Source organism: Paenibacillus sp. FSL M7-0656 (assembly GCF_038003225.1).
Lineage (GTDB): Bacteria > Bacillota > Bacilli > Paenibacillales > Paenibacillaceae > Paenibacillus > Paenibacillus amylolyticus.
Genome location: NZ_JBBOOT010000001.1, coordinates 5,190,648 through 5,213,561, shown reverse-complemented (window position 1 = coordinate 5,213,561; position 22,914 = coordinate 5,190,648). Strand labels below are relative to the sequence as shown.

At 40.4% G+C, this 22,914-nt stretch carries 15 protein-coding genes; 2 read left to right on the top strand and 13 right to left on the bottom strand.

Features of this window, described 5'->3' with window-relative positions:
- Positions 1–112: 112 nt before the first annotated feature.
- The 13 genes from MHI01_RS22855 to MHI01_RS22795 form a co-directional block, all read right to left on the bottom strand.
- A complete protein-coding gene (locus MHI01_RS22855) occupies positions 113–1,210 on the bottom strand; it encodes a patatin-like phospholipase family protein (RefSeq protein ID WP_340399525.1) in 1,098 nt (365 codons plus the stop codon).
- Positions 1,194–2,177, bottom strand: coding sequence for a diguanylate cyclase regulator RdcB family protein (locus tag MHI01_RS22850; protein ID WP_340399526.1), 984 nt, complete (start codon positions 2,175–2,177; stop codon positions 1,194–1,196). Before MHI01_RS22850 ends, MHI01_RS22855 begins: the two co-directional genes overlap by 17 nt.
- Positions 2,174–4,585, bottom strand: a complete 2,412-nt coding sequence (locus MHI01_RS22845; protein ID WP_340984190.1) for a dynamin family protein — start codon at positions 4,583–4,585, stop codon at positions 2,174–2,176. Before MHI01_RS22845 ends, MHI01_RS22850 begins: the two co-directional genes overlap by 4 nt.
- Before the next feature lie 184 nt (positions 4,586–4,769).
- Positions 4,770–5,906, bottom strand: coding sequence for an RNaseH domain-containing protein (locus MHI01_RS22840; RefSeq protein ID WP_340399528.1), 1,137 nt, complete (start codon positions 5,904–5,906; stop codon positions 4,770–4,772).
- Between the two features lie 336 nt (positions 5,907–6,242).
- Positions 6,243–6,371 (bottom strand): hypothetical protein, encoded by a 129-nt coding sequence (locus MHI01_RS22835; protein WP_340399529.1) that lies wholly within the window; start codon positions 6,369–6,371, stop codon positions 6,243–6,245.
- Between the two features lie 12 nt (positions 6,372–6,383).
- The gene (locus tag MHI01_RS22830) at positions 6,384–7,091 is read right to left on the bottom strand and encodes a hypothetical protein (protein ID WP_340399530.1); all 708 of its coding nucleotides are present in this window, start codon (positions 7,089–7,091) and stop codon (positions 6,384–6,386) included.
- A 10-nt stretch (positions 7,092–7,101) separates the two neighbouring features.
- A complete protein-coding gene (gene pglZ, locus MHI01_RS22825) occupies positions 7,102–9,000 on the bottom strand; it encodes a BREX-3 system phosphatase PglZ (RefSeq protein WP_340984189.1) in 1,899 nt (632 codons plus the stop codon).
- 19 nt (positions 9,001–9,019) lie between these two features.
- Positions 9,020–11,857 (bottom strand): DNA methyltransferase, encoded by a 2,838-nt coding sequence (locus tag MHI01_RS22820; RefSeq protein ID WP_340984188.1) that lies wholly within the window; start codon positions 11,855–11,857, stop codon positions 9,020–9,022.
- An 8-nt stretch (positions 11,858–11,865) separates the two neighbouring features.
- Positions 11,866–15,549: a DUF6079 family protein gene (locus MHI01_RS22815; protein ID WP_340399533.1), complete on the bottom strand. Its 3,684-nt coding sequence runs from the start codon at positions 15,547–15,549 to the stop codon at positions 11,866–11,868.
- 17 nt (positions 15,550–15,566) lie between these two features.
- On the bottom strand, positions 15,567–16,025 hold the full coding sequence (gene brxF, locus MHI01_RS22810; RefSeq protein WP_340399534.1) for a BREX-3 system P-loop-containing protein BrxF: 459 nt from the start codon (positions 16,023–16,025) through the stop codon (positions 15,567–15,569).
- A gap of 161 nt (positions 16,026–16,186) precedes the next feature.
- Positions 16,187–17,539, bottom strand: a complete 1,353-nt coding sequence (locus MHI01_RS22805) for an McrC family protein (RefSeq protein ID WP_340984187.1) — start codon at positions 17,537–17,539, stop codon at positions 16,187–16,189.
- An 11-nt stretch (positions 17,540–17,550) separates the two neighbouring features.
- The gene (locus MHI01_RS22800; RefSeq protein ID WP_340984186.1) at positions 17,551–19,458 is read right to left on the bottom strand and encodes an AAA family ATPase; all 1,908 of its coding nucleotides are present in this window, start codon (positions 19,456–19,458) and stop codon (positions 17,551–17,553) included.
- A 39-nt stretch (positions 19,459–19,497) separates the two neighbouring features.
- Entirely contained in the window at positions 19,498–20,457 is a 960-nt protein-coding gene (locus tag MHI01_RS22795; RefSeq protein WP_340984185.1) for a helix-turn-helix transcriptional regulator, read from the bottom strand.
- A 253-nt stretch (positions 20,458–20,710) separates the two neighbouring features.
- On the opposite strand from MHI01_RS22795, the gene MHI01_RS22790 reads away from it, so the two are divergent.
- Together MHI01_RS22790 and MHI01_RS22785 are read left to right on the top strand one after the other, a co-directional pair.
- Positions 20,711–21,412, top strand: coding sequence for a response regulator transcription factor (locus tag MHI01_RS22790; RefSeq protein WP_340984184.1), 702 nt, complete (start codon positions 20,711–20,713; stop codon positions 21,410–21,412).
- A gap of 20 nt (positions 21,413–21,432) precedes the next feature.
- Positions 21,433–22,875: a HAMP domain-containing sensor histidine kinase gene (locus tag MHI01_RS22785; RefSeq protein WP_340984183.1), complete on the top strand. Its 1,443-nt coding sequence runs from the start codon at positions 21,433–21,435 to the stop codon at positions 22,873–22,875.
- Positions 22,876–22,914: the final 39 nt, after the last annotated feature.

Sequence of the window (22,914 nt, the reverse complement as noted above, 5' to 3'; positions counted from 1 at the left end):
CCACATTAGAGCTGACGGCACCTCATCTCGTCATTTCTAATGTGAGTCTTTATTAGACATCAGTAATGCAGTTAGAGACCCCTTAGTACGATTCAACGCTCATAAAGTAAATCTATAATTTCCCAATTACTTCTTCAAAACCGTCACTATCCAGAACCTTGATCGCCTCTTCTCGCATGTCCTCACTTCTCCTGCTCTCACCTACCAGTTCCATTGCTGCAACGGAGTTGGAAATGCATCTTTTTGCATCTTCATACCCTAATGCCATTAATTCTTCAATACGTTCTTCTCTAAAATCAAGAAGGCTAGAAGCGATCCCCTTCGGGTGGAGAGATTTCTTAGGCCTGATTTCAATGACATTCGCATCCGGTAATTCATGACGATTAAACATAGATCCATCCGATAGATTTACAACGATACACTGCTTGAATCCATTTTGCACTAACGGAGCCAACGGGGTATTTCCTCTGGCTGTGCGCTGCCCTCCAACTCCTCCGTCTACATAGTGCTTTCCTTTCACAATGTGACTGCCGTATACAACCGGAATGGCCGCACTAGCCAGAATAACTTGCAATCTCTCCTCGCTAGGAATCTTTGCAAACTCAAAATAATCCGATTCCGGATTATCCTTAATTCCTGATGATGATAACAAATAAGCAAGTATATCATTAGTAGTCCCTCTACTGCGGTATGCAGATATCCAAATGGGAACTCGATAAGTCATTTTATCGAGCTCCAACTCATCGTTTAATAGTTTTCTCAAAAATCCGTCATCCAACAATCCCTTTTGCAAAGAAGCATACATTGAATTGTTCTGCATCTTGTTGCTGACATCAGAAATATTGCCTAGGAATGTAATGTTATCCTTTGCCAACTGGTACAACGAACCCAAAATAGCCAACTGCGGGTGGGAATGCAGTACCCTTGCTCCAAGTGCGTGAAGCATAACCAATGCAAAAGCTCCAGGGTCCAACTTGACAATCTCATCTTGCTGTATCGATCTCCATATCTGTTCCAATCGGGTGATTCCCTCCCGAAACGTCGGCGCCGTCCCAAGCAGCACAGCATTGAGAGCGCCGATGCTGGCACCTGAATATGCACTAGGCTCATAATTATGCTCTGCAAGATATTTTGCTACCCCAACCTCGTACGCTCCTCTGGCTCCACCACCTGAGAAAACTAACCCAAACCGATCAAAAACCCGAGACATAAAACCCCTCACTCTCCAGCCTTACACAAGATTCCTTGTATAACCTCTTGCTTAGTGTTCTTCCATTAAAAACATAAGGCAGATCCCGACTTTGTATAATCGTCTCAATATTTTTTCCTGTATGCTCCCCCGGTTGAAGGTTAAGCGTGTCATTTATTGCTGTATTCAGAGCCACTTTCCTATGATTATGCTTGCTCGAACTAAGCATATAAACCAGCGATTCTTTAGCTATTGCCCGATCTTGGCTCATGGCGGACAACCATTCGTTCGTCGGAATCAATCTCGGGGGAACTCCCTCAAGCCGCTTTAGCGTAATAACGCATTTATCGAATAATTGTTCCCTGAATTCCGAGTTATGCTCATCATATTTTCCAAAGGCACCCCAGCTTAGGCTTTCCAGCACGATCGTGAGCTGAGAGAGAGGAGAAAATCCAGCATAGCTGCCACTCTCCCATCGATCAAACTCCTTATGCATTTGCGCCATAGCACTTTGTCTCATATCGATAGAATCCAAACGCAGATTGACCTCTTTCATTTGTCCCAGAAATTTCTCTTCCAATTCGCCCATTCTTTCGCAGATGAGGCTAACCTCTTCCCGCAGTTCCAGGTGCCGTAGAGCCAATTTTTGCACTCCCGCCCTGGTTTCAGTAAGTTTATAAGTCACATGAGCAAGCGCACGATCGCTGCGGATCTGCTGGGCTTGAAGATGCTCAAGCCACACCACGGCAGATTCCAGACCTGTCGACAGGTTCTGGTCGATCCGTTGTTGCCGTAATGCCGATTTTCCAGAGAACGAATCAACCATCCTTTGAAAGAAACTGTTGTTGGAACTCTCTCGTACCCGTATATGATCTTTGGCCACTTCCAGGCCGTTCACTAAATCGACGATATGTTTATCATGAAGCACGGGTATTTTCTCCAGGAGGTCTTCCAATTCCCGTTGATCGTTATCCGTGACAGTCGTCATGCTTGTACAACCTCCTTGGCAAGATTATTTATCTGCTTCAACTCCAAATGCACGGGAGTAACATCTTCAATGTGATTCTCGGCTACTGAAAGATACTGTTTCATAGCCGCTAATAACTTTCCCAACACTTTCTCATCCGCTTGCTTGTCAGTAAGGCCATCTAAAATATTCCCACGGTATTTGTCCAGATATTGCTTAAGTCCATCAAAGTACGATTTTACGTTACCGCCTAATTCTTTAGTTACGTATGCATTCAAATCGTTGTGAAGTTGCTGATGGGCTTTTTTTAATTCTTTCACAGCTTGCTTGCCTATTTCTCTAGTATCCACGTGATATTCTTGCTCGCTGACTTTGTAAGAGACTGCATGCTCTTTTAACCAAAGTGTATACCATTTTCTCTCATATCTTGTTCTGGTTTTTTCCACAGTCTTCTCTTCCGTAAATTTACTGCTAAGCTGATTAAAATCTACTTTGATCGGTTTTATTTTATGATTTTCAAAAGATAGATTTAAATCAAAGAATTCATTTAAAATATCTGCGGCGTGCTCCAAAATGTTGGAAACATTAATTTGTACTTCCTTATTTATGTCACGCTCTAGGGAGTGGATAATTTGGGTCACACGAGACTGGATCTCCGTTGAAATGACTCCCATATCCTTTTCGAGTACTTTATTGATTTTCGTAATAAAGTCTTCTGCCTCTTCTTTGCTGGAAAACACATTGGGACCGTTTGTTTCTAAAGTAATGAAATCTTGACTAGGCGCATTGAGAATAGACTTAAGCGTATCGAACACAGAAATACCCGTTCCCCTCTTTTTGCGTCTCCCTTCTGTCTCAGCCTGGTTGCGTGCGTCTTCTAAACGCTTCCCATGATCGAATAATTGTTCAATAACGTGTTTTATCGTACGTTCACCATCACTAAAAAGATCATTGGTCATGGAAGTTAGTTTCCCCAACGTTTTTGAGGACAGATCGTCAGCTCTCTGACTCGCCTGAGCAATTCGTTCAATATCTTGCTCAAGCTCTACGATCAGCTTCTTCAGTTCGTTTATGCCAATCGCAACGCTGCCGCTGCGCATCTTCAAGTAGTCGATCACCTCATTGTCATAATGAAGCATTTTGTCCACCGCGGATGAAAGGGAAACGAATGCCGCCTTGCTGTATGACTCTGAAATCACCTGTTCCAGAGGCTCGGAAAAATTACTTTTTTTCCATAACTTTTGCGCCCCTCTTCTTGCCAAGTCAGCATCCTCTATATCTTCCTCCCAATCAATTCCAAGAGCACGCTGTCCAAAATCCTCTACCCACTTGGCTTCTTCCGGAGTCGGCAAAATTCCAGTTGAATCAAGTTCATGTAGCGCATAGTTTGCCAAATAACCAAATTGACTTGAAACAGGGAAAATCCGATTAGATGGGATTTCTTCTTCAAACAGTTCTTTGCCTACATACCGTTGCACTTCAGAAGCATCCATGGAGTTGCGATCCTTTTGGTCGAATTTATTGACCAGCACATACAATCGATCTTTGGAAAAACTGGATATGTAATCAATCTCTTGTCTGACTGCCGCATCAGCTTCAGAATTCAATTGAGTATAATCAAGAACAGACAATACCGCCGAAGCCTTCTGCAGTTGTTCTTGGAGAATTTTTTTCAGATGCCCCTGCCCTGCCTCATTAGGTCCCGGAGTATCAATTAAGGCGAGACTTCCTTGCAATTGTTGTTCCTTGCCCTTCAGGTGGTGAAATTCCACTTCGATGACCGGGAATTCCGTAATCGATGAATACTCTATGATCGGAGAGGTTACATTTAATTTCTCTTCATTACACAGACGGGAAATATCATTAAGAACTTTCAAGAATAAATAAATTCCTTCTGCGCCCGAATAACTAGGTCCAAGCTCCTTTAAATCCCCTGTCAAAATTTCTTGTATCAAGCTTTTGCCATCTTCCGTAGATGCAAATGAAAGCTGATTCACTTCATCTTCGGGTAAACGCTCCATTGCTCCACGCAAAGTACTAAGGGCATGATTAAACGGCCCTAATTTAGGCAGCGTGATGGTCGGAGTAGTCTGGCCAACTTTATGGCGAATGATGGTGGGGAGTGTTGTCATAGGACGATTTCTATTTGGCAACACTTCCCGTCCCACAATTGCATTGATTGTGGTTGATTTGCCGGCTTTCATCGTGCCTACTACAGCCAGCGTCATCTCCAGCCCGCCTACCTTGGTTATTTCATCTTCAAGCGTTTCTATCCATTGTTCTGCCAGCACCACATCCACAGAACGCTCTTGGCTCTGTCCATCCTTCAACAATTCTTCCTCGTTTAACATATCTTTCAACAGATTTCTCTGATGGTTAAGAAGTCTGATGACTTCTTGAACTATGGCATTCATCGTATTGGTATACATCATCTTTCCTCCCAAACATTTGTAGGTCTATTATATCAGGTGAATGGATAAATATAACTATCACTATCTTTTATATTTATATGATACCTTATCTTCTTGACAACGACTTGTCTCGAACATACGTTCTATTATTTTATCAGTGAATATTACAATAAGCCTCGCATATTGCGAGGCTAGCTCAATACTAATCCAAATTAACAAGCTCTTTGGTAACCAGAACTACGTCATCAGCCTCAACTTCAACCTCTTCATCTAATGATGCGGCGAATTTCCATTCATCATGATGCATGTATTTCTTGAGAATTTCTATAATTCTAAGCGTATAAGGCAACTTCGTATGCTTATCATAAGTAAGACCAACTCTTCTTAACTGATCGACCAAAATAGCTAATTGATCTCTCTCATCATCACTGAATGGACCAAGTGGTATATACTCAACTGCGGTCTGCTGCAAAAGCATTTTAGAAGGTGCATTAAACTTGATATCTTTATTTTTCACCCCAGACCAAGCCGTAGGCCTTCCGCCGATCCCATAGTAAATGCCTACTGCGTCTTTGAAAATGCCAGATTCCTTATTAAATGCTTCTTTTCTCATTGTATTAATGATCCGATACTGCGGCACATCCTCATTGGTATTGATCCGAACAAATCTTAGGCGAGTTTCGTTTTGTAATCGCTCATCCAAAAGGGGAATTTCATCGTAATTAATTCTGCTGTTGGTGATTGAAGGTAGCCAGCCATTTCTCAGAGAAGCGTTTAACAACACAACAATTTCACCAGGCCAGTGCCTTAACTCTTCCTCAACTATAGCTATCATGAATTGATAGAATATCGCACTAGTGCTATTACTGTTTTTCGGCTTATCTAATAATTTAATATGGTCGACATAGAATGGAGCATCGCCTAGCCGAGTCCACGATTCTACCCCCAGCATCTTCATACAAACTTCGGTACCTGACATTCTAGAGACCACAGGAAAGTACTTATTATTCAATTTTATTAAATCAAAAGATAAGACACATTTATCCATAGGAAGCCGGGTTGTATTATTACTTAATATTCCCGCATCATTGAGTAAATCCAAGATTGAACTTATCATACGTGAATCATCCATCTTTTTCTCGTCCGTCAACGGATGAATAAACTGCGTCAATCTGCCACCTTTTCGTAGTGCTTCTCGAACAGCAAATTTTGGATCGGCTCCCTCTCGGAATTCCTCTTTATCATTGATTTCCACTAAAGCCAATGTTCGCACTTTCGAACCATAATGCTTACTACCTATTCTTTTCAAAATTTGATTTACTCGCTTATTATATGCCATTTCTTTGGTATATCTGTCGATCTCAAGTTCAGTAACAATCTCATCGGCAGCATAATGCTCGAACTCAATAACCAGATTGCTATTGCTATTGAATAGATACGCATTACTTGAAATATGTTGATTAAATATGGCCTCAGGTGATTTGGCATGCTTGCCTAATGATTGTTGTTGGGTATTAAATTATTATTGCCCAATGCCCTTTTCGAAGAATATTTACTATTGACTGACAATGCATAGTAACGCTGATAATGCAGGAGATCACTCGCATCTATCTGCTGTTCAATCTGCCCACTTAATCTTTTTAAAGATTCAATGTCAGCTTCATCCAACATCAACTCATAGTATCGATTCGAATCCCGTCCTTGCAGAAATAGAAAAGAAGCCTTCATCGAAGGCCTCAATTTTCTTAATTTCAACACTCTCTGGAAACTGAGCTCCTTGTACGACTTCACCTACTTTAATCATTCATTCACCGCCTTATCTCAAACCAATCATCACCATGTCTAAACCTTGCCGCGTGATTTGTAGCTGACCATTTCTCAAATCGCTTTCAGTTATATCTAGACTAAATGGGAACAAACAAGGTTCCACAGCTATTTGCTTTAATTCTATGGCTGATTTTTCGACTGATTTTAACATGACCTCAATAAGCCATAGTTTGTACTCCAACTTGTAAATCGATATCTTTGCAGCACTCACATATATTTTTTTCTGCTCACTAATTATCCCTAAGTGTTTGTAAGTTCCAAGTACGGCGTTTAATGCTACACTTACGCGTCTACGTTCACCATACAACGCGAATATTTTACGGCTCAACTGCATAGTTGAAAATTCCCCATGAAGCTGAAAAAGACGTCCCACTTGATCAGCAACATCCCTGAAGAATGGATAAGCAAGAAGTATCATTCCCCAGTGTAGAAGCAATCGTTCCTCTCTTGAGGCGTTAACAAACAATTTCAATCCTCGATCCCGGATTTCCTCATTTTCATTGTCGACTAAGACCCAAATTTTAAATAAAATAGTTCTAGCATTCATTCTGGCCTTTGAACCACCAATATCCGCCATCAAACTCTGATCAACAACATCATATAGCTGCTGTCTACTTTCCGATCTTGAGAGTTCCTGTACGATACGGTCTAACTGGTGCAATTGCAATTTTTGATCGAATCCAACTGCTTTTTTCAATCTGACACCTTCATTCTTTTCTTTTCTTAACTCGTACGAAAGGCACGATAACCTCCTCAATGCTGGTTCCACCATGGCTTACAACAACTTCGCCTTCTTTAACAAAAGCTTCTCCACTTTTAGCCGTCAATACATAAAAATCATCTGGAAGTCCAATGGGTTCCCATTTATCCGACGAGTACTTCTGAGCAGCCCGATCTCGTAACTCCTCTGAATTGTAGATCCGAACACGCTCTCCTCGAGTATCCGCCAACATGCCTTCACGAATGCTTCCGATACCTATGCTTTCTTTGTTGCCATGATCAGAGGTTATATATACATCATATCCTGCATCCAATAAATCTTGAAGTAATGATTGTAAGTACTCGGTTTTTAACCATATAGATATTTGCCCATGCATCCCTCTATGGCCTTGAATTGTGTTATGTGTTAACTTATCAACAATATCAACTACGAGTCCAGCAACTTTAATACTCGATTTAGATAATGCCCTAATTTTAGCCTTTTCATATTCCCCTTGCCCTAATGATTTTTCATATGTGATGTGAATCGGCGGAATACCATATCTAGCCCAACAAGCCTTCCATTCTTTTTCCTCATTAGCTGTTGTACCAATAGTTGAGTAGTATGTCTTTGGAATTTCTCCTGAGAATATGGCCTGCCTAGACACTGAAGTCAGTGTAGGAATCCAAGCAAATGTACCATTTTCCTTAAAATCTAAAGAAGACTGTAGCTCAGAACGTATCTGAACCCACTGCACAAAGCTCAAACCATCCATTACAATTATAGCCTTTCTGGGGCTTCCTTGGAGGTGCACATACTCAGCTACTTTATGAAGCATAACTGGTGTATGCTGATCTGATAACGAAGCCAAAGCCCCGTAGTGGTCCTTTAACCAGTTAGCAAATCGTTCTTCTATGACTTGCTCAAGAAACCTTAATTTCTCACTAATTTCCAATGGAGACTCCAACGCAAACATGATTGTTTTCGCTGTGCTGAATAATCCAATAAGATTGATCCAGCCACGTCGATCAACTTCAATTTCTAGCATTTTTTCGATCTGATTAAAGTGCTCCTTAATAGACATGACTCTGGACTGTTCTTCATCATGCGGTTTTACTCCAAATAATAAAGTATTAGGCAGTATATCTTTCTCATTCGATATAGGCAATAATTTTCCTATACGAAATAGACCAGCAAGTGCATCTAGTAATTTAGTATCCCAAAATGGATGGGTTTTTGAAGCTCCCTGTTCTAAGAAAAACCTCCATTCTTTCTGCAAAAAAGAATACATTACATCTGGATCCTGAATGAAATCTGACAGACTCAATCGTGGATCTGTGTTTTTCTGATTCAACACTTCACTAAGATATTTATCAAGAATTTCAGGTATGGAGAAGGAAAGTTGATGACGATTTATACAAAGTAAGATAACTTCTGCAACAGAATCAACGGAGTCATATGGCAATTTGTAAATGCGTTTAAATAAGAAGTCAATGGTATCATTGTCTGACCTTCTGACTGGAATATCATCAACCAAAGATAGTGCATCAAGGGTTCTAAAATCGAGCTCCTTTACTACTGGAGCCGATAACATTGGGAACAGTTCACTTTTGCTTATTGAAATTTGTTTGCTATTAACCCATATATCGTAGGGAATATCACTAGTATCATCAGATTTAGGATGTATTAGCAAATTCATATGGAACGTTTTTTGTCTATATTCACTTTCGTACCAATACCTAAATACGGCCCTATCTTGAAATCCTATAACTTTTACCCCTAACTTCTGCAATTGGCTAATAATGATCTCATCTTGCAGCAAGGAATCAGGGTCAGTCACTAACGTAATAGAGTAGAAAGGTGCTTGAAAATGTTCAAGCACCTTTTGACGCCAATTATTATTCAAATTGTCTACACTTCCTTAACTAAAGGCCAAGTCTGATTTGTGCGTTATCGTAATACATTAACAATTTATCATCCTCTTGAAGTACTTTTTCCGGAAGGCGCTCACCAATTGATACAATTGTTTGATAATCTTTTTCTCCCCAAGCTTTTTTAAAACCTACACGAATAGCTTCGGTTCGGAATTGTTTAAGCTTTTTACGGTTACCGACTAACTCATCTTTATATGTCACAAATTCCCGAAGTAACGATTTTTCACGTAGTTTTTCTAAGTCTGCTTGCTTGTTTGGATCTGGAACATACCAGCGATTCTTGGCTTTAAGTTTTAAAAAAGAATCATTTTTAGGTAGATTTCTCAAGTCTCTAAATCCTGAACTGAGATATGTGTGAACCTGACTGGGCACATCCTCGATTCCTTCGTAAACTAGAAAATTTTGTTCAAGTAGCGTGTTCAATTCAGGTAAAATTTCATGTTTTGCTATATGTTGAATTTCTTTCATATACTGTGGGTGCAGCTCTTGCCTAGTCTGAGGTTTTTTCATAAGTTGCTGTCTAACCCACTCAATAGCACTGTTTTCATCTGAAACGAACAATGAAATTTGAGAAAATTCCTTTGCATGTATACGCTTTTTATCATATTCAGCAACCTGTGTTTCCAAAAAAGCCATTCCCTCCCTCATAGGGAATCTTTGCTCTACACCAATTTGGAAATCTGCTGAAGAAACCGGGACAATATAACCATTTTGGATATGGTAGGCGATCATACGATCAAATAGAATACGCGGTGTTCTTTCAACGATTAAATCTGCTGCTCCCTTCTCACCAATAAATATAGGTAATTTCTCTAGATGTTGCTGCACAAATAACCATGCTGAAGCCTCCGTGTTTTGTTCAAGCATGATTTTCTCAACAAAATCACTTTTTGGCTTATACGCTGAAATAACTAAATCTTGTTTAACTGCTGTAGATGTTGTTATGGCTTTAAAACTTCCTTGCTTCTTGTCTAGTGCAGCAACATTGGCAATAATAAATCCTGCCTTTTCAAGAGCATCTCGAATAGAATTCCAAACACTGGACTGTGAATTACTGAATTCAATCGTTATCCATCTACCTGGCTTTAACACTCTAAAGTATTCTTTGAAACTTTTAACCATTAGAGCATGGTATTCTGTTAAGTGTTTATTTTGAGTCTTGTTCATAATTGCTTCAGTATCATTGTTAGTAAACACACCGAGCCAAGATTCCCAAATAAAATTAAGTTCGGAGTACATTATATTGCTACCAAATGGAGGGTCTGTAAAGATATAATCAATACTATTACTAGCAAAATTTAATTCCGTTGCAGAAGAAGTACTTATGGAAAAATCACCATTTTCGCCAACAATATTTCTTAAACCATTTACAATTGCCTTTTTTCGATCTTTTATCTGTTTAATAATTGCTGTTTCAATTGGAAGAGATGAAACGTATAATGTTCCTTTTAAATAGCCAGCATTGAATCCTCCTCCACCAAAAAAATATTTTTTCAAATGGATTCTGTTCATTTGTGTAGCTCGATACAGTAAGCTTGAAAATAAAAAACCTAAATATGGATTATTTCCTTTCTTAACTAATTCATTTAAATGTCCTAAAACTATTAAGTTTCTCTTTGTGAAGAAGTGATGTACATGCGTGATTCCATTTATATCATTTCTTCTTGCTTCATCCCCTTCAGGCAGTCTCTTAATTGGAAACGAATAGTTCATTTCACTGTTCTCAATCTTGTCAATAAGTGATAAATCATCTATATCTGGCTTCTTGTTAAATGTCTTATTTTTAATAGTATAATTAATCAATACAGGGACTTGTTTAATTATTTTTATAATAGAATCTGTTGCCTTGTCATACTTAGAAACAAAGGTTTTATTTGAAGTTTTCTTTGATATTTCTCCATTGCAATTAGGACAGAAATACTGATCATCAACTTTACCTTCTTTTTCATTAACTGCTACATCAAAAAAAACATATTCATTTAAACAGAATGGACAGTTCAAAACATCAGACCATACTGTAAAGTTTACCTCTCCTTTAGTAATCCTTCCATTGCCATCAACTTGTATCTGTCCGTCTATTGAATGATTAGTCTCATACATCCAAGAGTGTTCAAGCGCAAGTTTACTTGCTATTTCATCAATCTCACGTTCAAACTTTGCAGCATCAAACGTGCCATTTTGATTTCGAGAGATATGTGTTGCCACCGGAGACAAATCTTTTAATATTACTTTCCTTTTCCCTAACTTAGAAGTAGAACTAAGTCCATTTTGTGAAATAACTCCGTCATTTCCCACCCTATAACCCATTTCTTTTAGTACTGAAGGACTACCGCACATTTGTGCGGCAACTCCCGTCATCCCTGTGCCGGAAAAGCTGTCTAAAATAATGTCCCCAGGATTAGTATAGTGTAATATATACCTCATAATCGCTTTATAGGGTACTTTTGTGTGGTAGCTGTGAACATTATATAAAGGGTCATTTTTCCCTTCGCTAACATCAGCAGCAAATGGCTCCCTATCGAAGAAGTCGCAATTTATCCCATAGACATCTTTTTTTTGCGTCTCCCAAAGCGAAATAAAATCATTAATCCATGGATTCGGGCATGCTGTATAGTATGGTGGATCGGACAATGCCAATATATGCTCATCTTTACCTTCTGGATAACCCTCAATTTTCTTGAGTTCCGGTAGCTTTTCACGTAATTCCTTTGTAAAATATGCGCGACGCGCTTCATCGTTCTCAAATGTTAAACCCAAACAAGTTACTAAGCCTGTTTGGGTTTCATTTTCCATATCAAAAAGGATTCCTTGTTGTAATTCATCACTCATATCTTAAGTTACTCCTTCTTTAACATAATTCGAACTCGATTAGACGATTGGGAACCGACCTGTTCTCTTACTAATTGTTCAAAGCGTACTCGTAGTTCCTCAATAGTCAACGGACTTCCGTTACCGACCATCTCTAGCAACCGGGTTAATGGCAATTCAACTTTCTGTATTCCTTCGAACACTTCCTTAATTGTTTGGACTAAACGCACATCAACGGGAACCCCCAATGATTTATCTTCCATAAACTGTTTGATTAACTGTTTCTGCTCTCCCGTGAGCAATTCAATATTCTCTCGAAGTTCGCGATCATTTAAGTTAGTCAACAAGGTACTTGTCCAAGAATTAAGTAATTCCTCTAAGTCGATTTCCAACTGTCCCACTGTTACCTGTTGAGAGAACTTTTCATCCTTTGGACGGAATCGGCAATGTGGACAAATCGGAGAATGCTCTAACTCACTTTTTTGTAACTTCCAGCAAATCTTCAATTCATCGGATTTTGCCTTCCATATTTGTAGTTGTTGAGTAGGCAGAATCGGGATTCCAGAAATCTTTTGCAAAGTATCGATTCGTCCATCACGTTTAAGTTGATTAAGTTGATTCTCATCCGTAGCTCCTAAGCTTGATGCTGCGTGTTGCGCGAAATAGGAATCAATATATTGAGCTTTTAATTGGTCTATCACCTTAAGTTCAGCACCGCAGTCGCTATTAAACTTTATAGCGTCGTATAAGTCTCCCAATACACCCTCAACCTGTACGTACCATTCATCAGTAATTGAAACATGGTTACTAGCGCTTACGATATAGTTCGCTTTCTTAGTGATTTCAGAAGCAAGCTCACGCCAATTAATAAGCTTATCCACTAGCAAGAGTTTTTCATGCTGGTCTTGAATTTCGTCCATGCTTTTTTTGAAATTTTTCAGTTTAGCCGGTGTATCGAACACTTGAAGGCTCTGCAGAAACTGATTCAAACTTTGGAGTTTGCTTTGATACTCCTGCAATTCCTCATCCGACAGGAGCGGTAATTCCCATGTAGGAATTTTGTCTTTAAGCTCGTGCTGTAGTTTAACCAGTTGAGTTAACCGTTGCTGTACTTTAGTTTGCAGAGTCTGAACCCCATTCGTTTGTGAATCTGGCTGTAGTAGCCCATGACTAATATTAAATAAGTCAAACAATGCTCGCAACTCTGCTAATGGTAGATCACTTGGTTTCTTAATGTGGCTAAATTCAGCAATTCCTTCTGCCTTCAAAGCAATTAATCGGTTAAACTTCATAGAATCATAAGTTTCCCCATTAATCGTGATCACTATATCGCCAGTGTAGACTAATGCAGCTAATATTACACTCAGAAGCTCAGGTTCTAATTGAAATTCTATCGTCTTCTTGACTTCCCAATCCCCTTGAGATTGGAGAAGTTCAATTAATTCAGAAGAATTAAGTACCTGTCCATGGCCTTTGTTATTTAACAAGTTCAAGACCCATTTGGCATATCCGGATTTCTGCACATTTATTTTCTCTCCATCCAGTAATACTAAACCTTCTAGTATAATTCTTGCCGTCTTGGTTTTTGGATTAGAGATATTCGATAATGTCTCTGGAATATAATTCTTTAGCATGGCTTCGCGAGTAATACTAATGTTACTAAGTCGGAATGTGGGATAATCCGTATATTTCTCCTCAAACCATGTAGTTAAACAATCATTTGCCGCTGCATCAATGATTTCCCGAACTGTTGCTTGAGCTGGAGCCGATAGGCTCCATTCAGCGAGTTTCTTCGTTACTCCTTTATACGTCATTTTATAAGCGGATGGCATGTTCTCAACAAGCCAGTTCATTAAGTTTCTTGAAAACTCCGCGGCTTTATCATCATACAGCTTTTTCGTTGCACTTGAAGCAGTAATGGACATTTCCCTCGCGCCTGCGTAAAGACGAAGTGCAGTATGGAATGATTCATCCTTTGTATCTAGCTTAAAAAATACTTCATCCGGTTTCGCTTCATCTTTGAATTTTGGGAGATCATATGGCTGGAGCATGTAAATGTAGAAATCCCTCTCTGGTTGTGCAGTGGAACGTTCATTCGGCGCACCGAAAAAAATGTATCCCGGACGTGTTACCTTTCTTAACCACCAATTCAGCTCGTGCTGCCAAATTCGGTAACCAGACGCTATACTAGGAGATCCGTCGTCAGTTAATTTTTCTAGAATTTCAAAGTAATACCGATCGAGTTGGTTGCCAACTAGCATCCCTGATTTTTCTTCAATTAGGGAGTCAACGTCGGTCACCTTGTCCAAATCAAGATAATACTGTCCATTATCTCGATTAAGGGATATAAACTGATAGCTTACCGACTTCATAATTTCGTTCAATATCGTATCTATTGTTGCGTTGAGGAAATCAGAGTCCAAATCTGGAAAATCAAAATACAGAAATAATTGGTCCCTTAATTCTGCTGAAGTGACCCCTATCTTAACTTTAATATCGTCCGTTGAAAGTCTGAATACAGAAAGCGCCCGCACGATACGTTTAGCAATTGGTTTATATGCCGTCTTTGCTCTAGGAAAGGCATTTTCTATCCGATCCATCAGGACATCCGACTTTTCCAATACTTCACGTACATCTCGATCCGTACGCAAAGTACGATCATATTGGATATACATCCAATAGTTATCGTAAGAGACCATCCCAGGGCTGTTTAAAGGAACTTCCGTATCAAGAAGCTTCTCAATCTCATCACTAATGGTAGTTAAGGCTACACGTTTCTCCACAACACGTACATTCTCAAATGCTGTTAAGTACGCGGGGTGAATAGGGAATAATGCTGTATACTTTTCGATTTGTTCTCCAAGATTCTCATAAAGTGGAGCAAATCTTAACAAGTGTTCTCTTATTAGTGCCTTTTGACGGTCATCCTTTCGTAACAAGCGTTGAGAGACAACGAATTCGATATCCTCACGAACTATGATCGCTTGCTCAGTACGCTCCTTAACTCTACGAAGCTCGTTGGCTACGAACTGAAACTTGGGATTCTCAAATAGCATCTCCTGCACGCCTGTAATAAATCTAAATCGAGTAGACTGTACAACTTCCCCCATAGCTCGTAAAAAGCCCAGATCAAGAATGAGTTCTTGCTCTTTGCGCGTTCGCAAATAATCAAGCAATTCATCTATTACCAACAAAAATCCTTGATCCGGATATACCTCATGAAATGCCGCCATCATTCGTTTCATTTCGTCCTTGTTACTTACCAATGTAGCTACATTTGGCATTTCATAATCCACACTATTTTCTTGAAGAAAATTGCTCATTTCACGGAACAGCACTTCACCAAGTGGCAATTGGATTCCATCAAATTCAACCCGTAACACTTTGAACTTTCCTTCAATTTCTTTAGCCTTTTTTGCAATTTTCTCATGATGGATGTATTGTGATGTCCCAACAGTTTCAGCAATAGAAGCTATTACACTCATTAAGTGGGATTTACCAGTACCATAATTACCAACAATCATTATCCCCTTATGGTCAATAGGACGTTGAAATTGAAGTTGCTCGAAAATAATGTCATCAATAACTTCTTCCATACGGTCCGATATTACATAGGTTTGAACTAGTTGCTGAGCTAGCTGCTCTTCTGCAGCATCCTTCAAAACGACGACAGATTTTATAGGTTCAAATTGAATTAAATCTCTATACTTCATAATATATCCCTCCGCGATTAATAAAACAGAATGCTATTTCCGTATTCAGTATTCTTATAATACTCTGGATGTTCTGGGGTTGCATAATAAAGTACACCTTGTTTCGCCTTACCAGGCCACAAAACTAATAGAACTGTATTCCCGCTGTTTGCTTCTAGCAACTTTACTGGGTTTACTTGTAACTCTGGATCGAATAGGTACTCTATATTATACAAGCATACAATTTCTCTATTTTTATCGTTAATCAGTTTTCTCAACAGTGCACTAACTTTAAATGGACGATGATCAGGAGCAACTAATTTTAATTGTTCTGATAAGTACAAGCTCGTATTTACAATAGGTATGTTCATTTTTTCTATTTCATTAGATATATAATGAATACCTTGGATTTCTGGAATTAAAAATGCAATTTTACGTCTTCTCGTTGCAATGTCAGACAATTCGGAACGGATGAATTCTAATTTAGTATCTGTCATAACACTTTTCTCCATTCGAAAGGAATAACGATTTCTCGTTCTTACCTTTAACCCTAGTATTTTATCAGAATTATGGATTAAAATTAATGAAAATATATAACAGTTCTACTTAAGATAACCCTACCATCGTACTCCGACAGTACCTGTCTCGAACATACATACTATTTCATCGTTTCTAACATACTTTCAATTATTTTGTATACAGATTCCTTCCCCAGGCTCAAATCAATAAAACCGATCTTTACGTTCACTCCATCTCCGCTGTCATACACAACCTGTTCTTTAATTATTGAAAGACCAGGATGCCAAGGATAGAGCAAGTACACTGTCCTTGCTCCATATTTCTTAGCATAAACATACGCCTGATACATATCTGCCTGGGAGATCCCGTAATCCGGCCTCGATGTCAGCAGTTTCCATTTGGTATCGAGAACCACAACCTTTCCATTTCCCTCCACGACAATGTCCGGGCGCAGATTAAACCTTGAGGGGCTTTGAAACATATGTTTCGATTGATCCTGCGTTCGAACTTTCAGTCCCTCAGGTGTAAGGGATTTACGCAGCAATACTGCCACGTAGCGCTCGAAAATCTTTTCCATCGGGAACAGAAGCGCATAAGCTGCTCCATCACCTCGAAATGGAGTGAAACTATGACCAAGCAGGAATACACGGCACCATTCCATAATGGTTCGATACTCCTTATTCGATCGATCCATCGTCACGCTGGACCAATCCTGCTCCCAATTCAATGAACTTTCCACTTGATCAAAGGAATTCAACAAAATATGTAAATCCTTCTTGTTACGCGAGCCGGCACTGATTTTTAACAGCAGCTCAATGGTTGATTTGATCAAGCGATTTTCCGGGCGATTGCAGCTAAACAGATCATACTGAATGTAAAAACGTTCATTATGTGCTGCATTATGTTTGATATGCTCGGCAAATAGAAGTTTCCCTTTAAGGAACCGTTCATTGTCCTGGTGTACGACATAATTGGATTTTAATCCATGCTTCACCAAATGGTTTGCCTCATTGATGAACATACGAATAAAAATATCAAATATGGTGTGCCGTTCCGTGTGGAGGCCCGATTGCTGGAATATCTTATAAGGGATCTCGCCTATTACACTTAGCATATGAAGAAAGATGCGCTTCGTCTCTTCATCCGAGCTTTCATTATTTCGTTCAAATACTTTGGGCAAAATCTCAATCTGTGTGCCATCCGCCATCGTGATGATCCCCACATAGTTTTTTGCACTAATGAGCTTTCCGATCCCTCGCCTGCTCGTGACACTCAGAAGTTCAAGCGCATCCGTCCCATGATCGCCACCTTTGTTTTCCAGTATAAACCGCTCCAATTGATCAAAGGCATGCTCATTGAGATAATGATAACCGAGCACCTTTCCATTGCTATGTTTGCATAGTCCCTCATACTCTTTAAGAGTAAAGATCTTTTTCTGTTGTGGAATGTCGGTGATTCTAGTTTTACGACTTTCTAATAGCCGGCTCTTCATGTGCTCCCCACTTAATCCAAGTTTGCTGATTCGTATATTTTCAGATAGGATTCTACTTTTTCAAAGGCTGCTGTATTCACCCTATAGACCATCTCATCTTCCAGATTCACATTTTCCAGATTGCCAAACAACCTCTGAACGTTCACTTCGGTCTGAACAATAAATTGCTCTTCTTCAGGTTTATTGTTATCTCCAAGAACAAGCCGAATTTTCTCAACATCGTCGTAGAAATATTCCTGTAGCAAAGGAATAATCGTGTGCTGAAACAAGTGTCCCAGCAACTCCAAAGACGGAGCCTTGTTCACTTCAATAAAATAAGCATGTCCAATCGTATGCTCACGGTCATATAATACTTCGATTCGACGGTTCATCGTCTCCAGCATCTGCGATAAATTGATTAATTGTCCGCTAACCGTATGTGAGGCAAGACATCCTGGATCAGGCATCATCTCTGCAAAAGTAAACCGCCGCCGCAGAGCCATATCCAGCCGGGCTATTGAGCGATCTGCCGTATTCATCGTGGCTAGAAGATAGACATTGTTAGGTACGCCAAAGAGCTTTTGTGAGTAAGGCAGCGTTAAACGAGTTTCCTCTGCCATACCCAGACGCTTGCTACCCTCAATAAGGGTAATCAGCTCACCAAAAACTTTGGAAATATTACCGCGGTTGATTTCATCGATAATGAATACATAGTTTTTCTCATTATTCTGAATGGCCGACTTCATGGGAGCACTCTCTTTTTTCTCCAAGATGGATAATACGTCTGCCAATGTAATTCGACTAAGACGGTAGACGGAGCTAAGGGTCAGGTTGGTATTGCCGTTTAACTCCAGTACGTTCTCCCGGATATTCTTGGCTAGCCAGCTCACCTTGCGTGACCGCTTGAATTGCGGCGCGTCCTGAAGCCATTCGTAGTCTCCTGTGACGACGCCGATTGCGTCAATGGTCGCCTTATCATTCAGAACGAGGACCAAATCTCCGATAGCCATCTCCACGATGAAATTATTCAGAACAGCTTGACCACCGTGCTCATAGTTCGTTTCTTCATTCAAGATTTCCCCATAAGAATCCCACCCGATTCGAATCCGGTCATGGTTGAAGCAATCCGTTTTGATGGCATTTTCCCCGGAGCCACCCAACGAAACCTTCCATATCGTCGGGTCCTGGCGAATACCATAATCATTTTGATCCTGAACGATAGGTTTTTGCGCCGCTTCGCAAAAACGTCTGAAAATTCCAGGAGCAATTTCATAGGAAATGTCTCCACTCGAATTTTCTTGCCCCTCATCAGCTAACATCTGAGGTTTAATGCCCTCGATAAATTCTTCATAACCATAAGATTGATGAAATGTTGTGAAAGCAATCTGTCCTTGAGCCTTATAAGCATCGTATCGTGATTTGATATGATCGTAACCAGCCGTCTCCGCTTCTTCGCGGATATCGTCCAAAGGTTTATTCTCTATGATGGACACAGCGTACAAGACGGTATGATACGTTTTCCCAGTCCCTGGAGGACCGTATAGGATGATATTTTTATCTAACAGCTTCAGTCTGGCGTCTGAAATAGCGTATTGTTCTCCCAATGGCTTTGTTTCCAATGCCAGACTTCCTCTGGACTCGAATCCTCTAAGAAACTCCTCGTAATACGCCAAACTGTACTGAAAGGCGCGATTTCCCGCTTTTTCATTGATCTCATTAAAATTTTGAGCCTGCTCCATTCTCAATCGTATCTGAGAATACTCGCTAACCGAATCCACCTCGAATACATTCGTTGTTTCCAACGAGACTCCATTTAATCTTGCCGGAGCCGTAGTTAGTGCAGAAACATATGAGCTGATCGTATTTTCGGAGTAGGACTGTCCATTCGATTTCCTTTTGCGCCTCAACCAATCTGTATAGTTTTTCTTTCGATTCCTCATCTGCTCATCCATCCTGCCTTCTTTCTCCTCTCAAAAGTATTATTGATACATTCTCATCCAGGCTGCCATGCGTGCTTTCATCTCTTCTCGTGCCGATTGTGGTTCCAGAATCTCTGCGTCGGGGCCGTACTGCAGTAACCACATGATGAATTCATGCTCATTGTTCACCGTTACTTCAAATAGAAGCGATCCATCTGCTAACTCTTTCATCCATGGTTGAACAAAGAGCTCCTCCTCCCGAATGTAACGAGCCACTTTCGAATCAAAACGAACCCTAAACCGAGTGTTGCGCTGTCCCGGATGAATCGACCATGTATTTTTTAAATATTGTTGAATATTGAAATCGCCTAGATAGAATACTTCGTTCGTGATATGTACTTGCTGGAAACGGCTCAATCGAAAAACTCTCATACCTTGTGCTCTATGACAGAAACCGATTAAGTAAAAACGTTGTTCTCTTGGAATCAGATAATACGGATCGATCATTCGGTTGCTTGTTTCATCCCTGGATTGAGTATGATATACGGTGTCAATCGTTCGCTTGTCCAATATCGCTTGAATGATTTCATGAAGAAAATTAGGATACTCTGTTCGGTACGCAGGGGTTCCCATCTGAATCATATCCGTAATATCACGGACGAGATTACTGCGCTGGGTCTGATTCTTTCGATGGGAAGCCATTACTTTATCATATGCACTGTCAAATCCGGGAGGACGTTTATCCCTTTCGAGTAGTGAAGGAAGCAAAGTGAAAGCTAGTTCTTCTTCTTCATTAAAACGAATGGGATCCAAAAAGTTTTCGTTCAGAAAACGATACCCTCCGTTTCGTTTTTCTTCATCTTCAAGCATCAACGTCGTGAATAAAGAGATCTGACTAATATCACGGTAAATCGTTCTTTGGGATACTTCGAGTTTCGTCGCAAGTTCACTCGCAGTTATCCCTGGCTTTGCATAGATGGCATTTATAAGTTGAAATAAACGACTAGTCTTTTCACTCATATTTTTATTTCTCCCTAGAAATAACATTTAGATTCTCTGATTCTATAGTACTATCTTTTATTTTAAAAAAATACCTTATTGTGTATTTATAGGCCTATCTTCATTCTAACTAGCTGGTAATTTCCCGCACAGCTTTTAGCATTTTTCCATGACGCATCATGAACAAACCTGTATAGTGAAAAACATAGGTTCCTTACAGACTCAACCAAAGCTCTATTTTCTATTTTGATATTCTTATACTGGAGCGATACATATGCAAGCTAATCCACGCAAAATTCTTATTATTGAAGACGAACATGATATCTCGCGCATTTTGCGAGACTATTTGACGAAGAATCAGTATGAAGCGGCAGTAGCCGGTAATGGTCAGGACGGCCTGCAGATGATGGACATGTTGCAGCCAGACTACATCATTCTGGACATTATGCTTCCGGACATGGACGGGATCGAGGTCTGTCGAGAGATCAGAAGGCGCAACAATATCCCCATCCTCATTCTAAGTGCCAGAGGCAGTGATACCGATAAGGTACTTGGTCTTGGCTTTGGAGCAGACGACTATATGACCAAGCCCTTCTCGCTGAGCGAATTGTTAGCAAGGATTAATGCCCACTTCAGGCGTTATGACAGTATGACATCCGTTGGAGACAGAACAGATCTGCTGCATCTTGGAAACCTGTTGATTGATAAAAAAGCCTATAAAGTTACATTAAACGGATTGGAAGTTTCTCTGTCTGCCAAGGAATTCGAATTACTTCATTACTTGGCAAGCCATAAGAATCAGGTATTCTCCAAAGCCCAGTTGCTCGACGCCATCTGGGGATATGCAACCTACGGCGATGAAAATACCGTAACCGTATACATTCGCAGACTGCGTGAAAAAATCGAGGCAGATGCCTCGCATCCGACCGTTCTGAAGACGGTATGGGGTGTCGGTTACAAATTCAATTACGAATAAGTGAGATTGGAGGCTCCCACATGTCATTGAACAGCTGGTCCAAACGCTGGTTGTTAACAACACTTGGGCTTCTCATTATTATCGTTTTAAGTATCCTTGCACTGTCGATGATGTTGTTACAAGATCGAAATTCAGGCGAATCCAATCTATCCTTGAATCAGGTTCGACTCAAGGTCAATCCGATCTTACTCGCTTTGGAGCAAAATCATCAGCATCTTAATGAACAAAATATTCGTGGAGTCATACGTTCCACCGCCAGAGAGACCGGGGTTCTGCTTACCTATCTAAACTTGGATGGAAAAGTCATTCTGTCCTCCAACCCCACCTCTGAAGGGACGCAAGTTAATCTGCGTACAGCTCTTCATTATGATCTGCATCATGCCACTCAGGCCGCGGATGGTAACGATTTGCTTGATATGGCGTTTCCTGTGATGGACGGACCCACGGGAAGTCAGATCGGCAATGCCATCTTTTCCATCCCCCAAGCGATGGTTACGGTTCAGCAATCGATGACTTTTCCGGTTATATTGATTAGCGCGCTCATGCTCCTGTCACTGATTCTGAGCTTATTTCTATTCTGGATGAAACAAAAACTGGACAAACACCTGCTCTCTCCCATCCATCAATTGAAGCAACATGCGGAATCCATGCTTAAAGGCAATTATGAAGAAAAAATCCAGTACAACCGGAACGATGAATTGCTCGAAGTATATGCCATGTTTGATCTCATGCGCACGGAGATTAAACATATGAGCGAGCAGCGTATTCAGCAGGAACAAGCACAAAAAGAACTCATCACCAATATATCTCATGACATTAAAACACCAATTACCACGATAAAAGCATACATAGAAGCTATTGAGGAAGGACTATGCAACGATCAGGAGACGCTGATGGAATATATGGGAGTGATGCGAACCCATACGGATAAAACAGCCCGCCTTGTGGAGGATCTGCTAGTTCATGCACTTCAGGAATTGGGGCAAATTTCGGTGGAAACCCGTGAGTTGTACAGTGGGCCTATACTGGAGACGATGTTGAAACCTATTGAACATGTTGTCCTAACAAAGGGGCTTATTTATAAAGGACCCAACTACATCCCCAATGTGTTAATCGCTATCGACCCCACTCGAATTGAACAGGTGATCTCCAATCTTGCCGCCAATGCCCTCAAGCATACAGCTCCAGGAGACACGATACGTATAGATATGGAACTGGAATCTGAGCATTTGAATGTGACGATTGCCGATTCGGGTCAGGGAATACGTGTACAGGACATGCCGTTTGTTTTTCAGCGTTACTTCAGAGGCCAGGCGAGTCATGCAGAACAACGTGTTCAGGAAGGTACAGGGCTGGGCCTTTCTATCTGCCAAAGCATTATTGAAGCACATGGAGGCCATATTTCCTTTACTAGTAAAGAAGGACAAGGTACAACCTTCCGGTTCTATCTGCCGATCTGCTGAGCCCACACTCAACAGCTGTAATACTTTATTCATAATTTG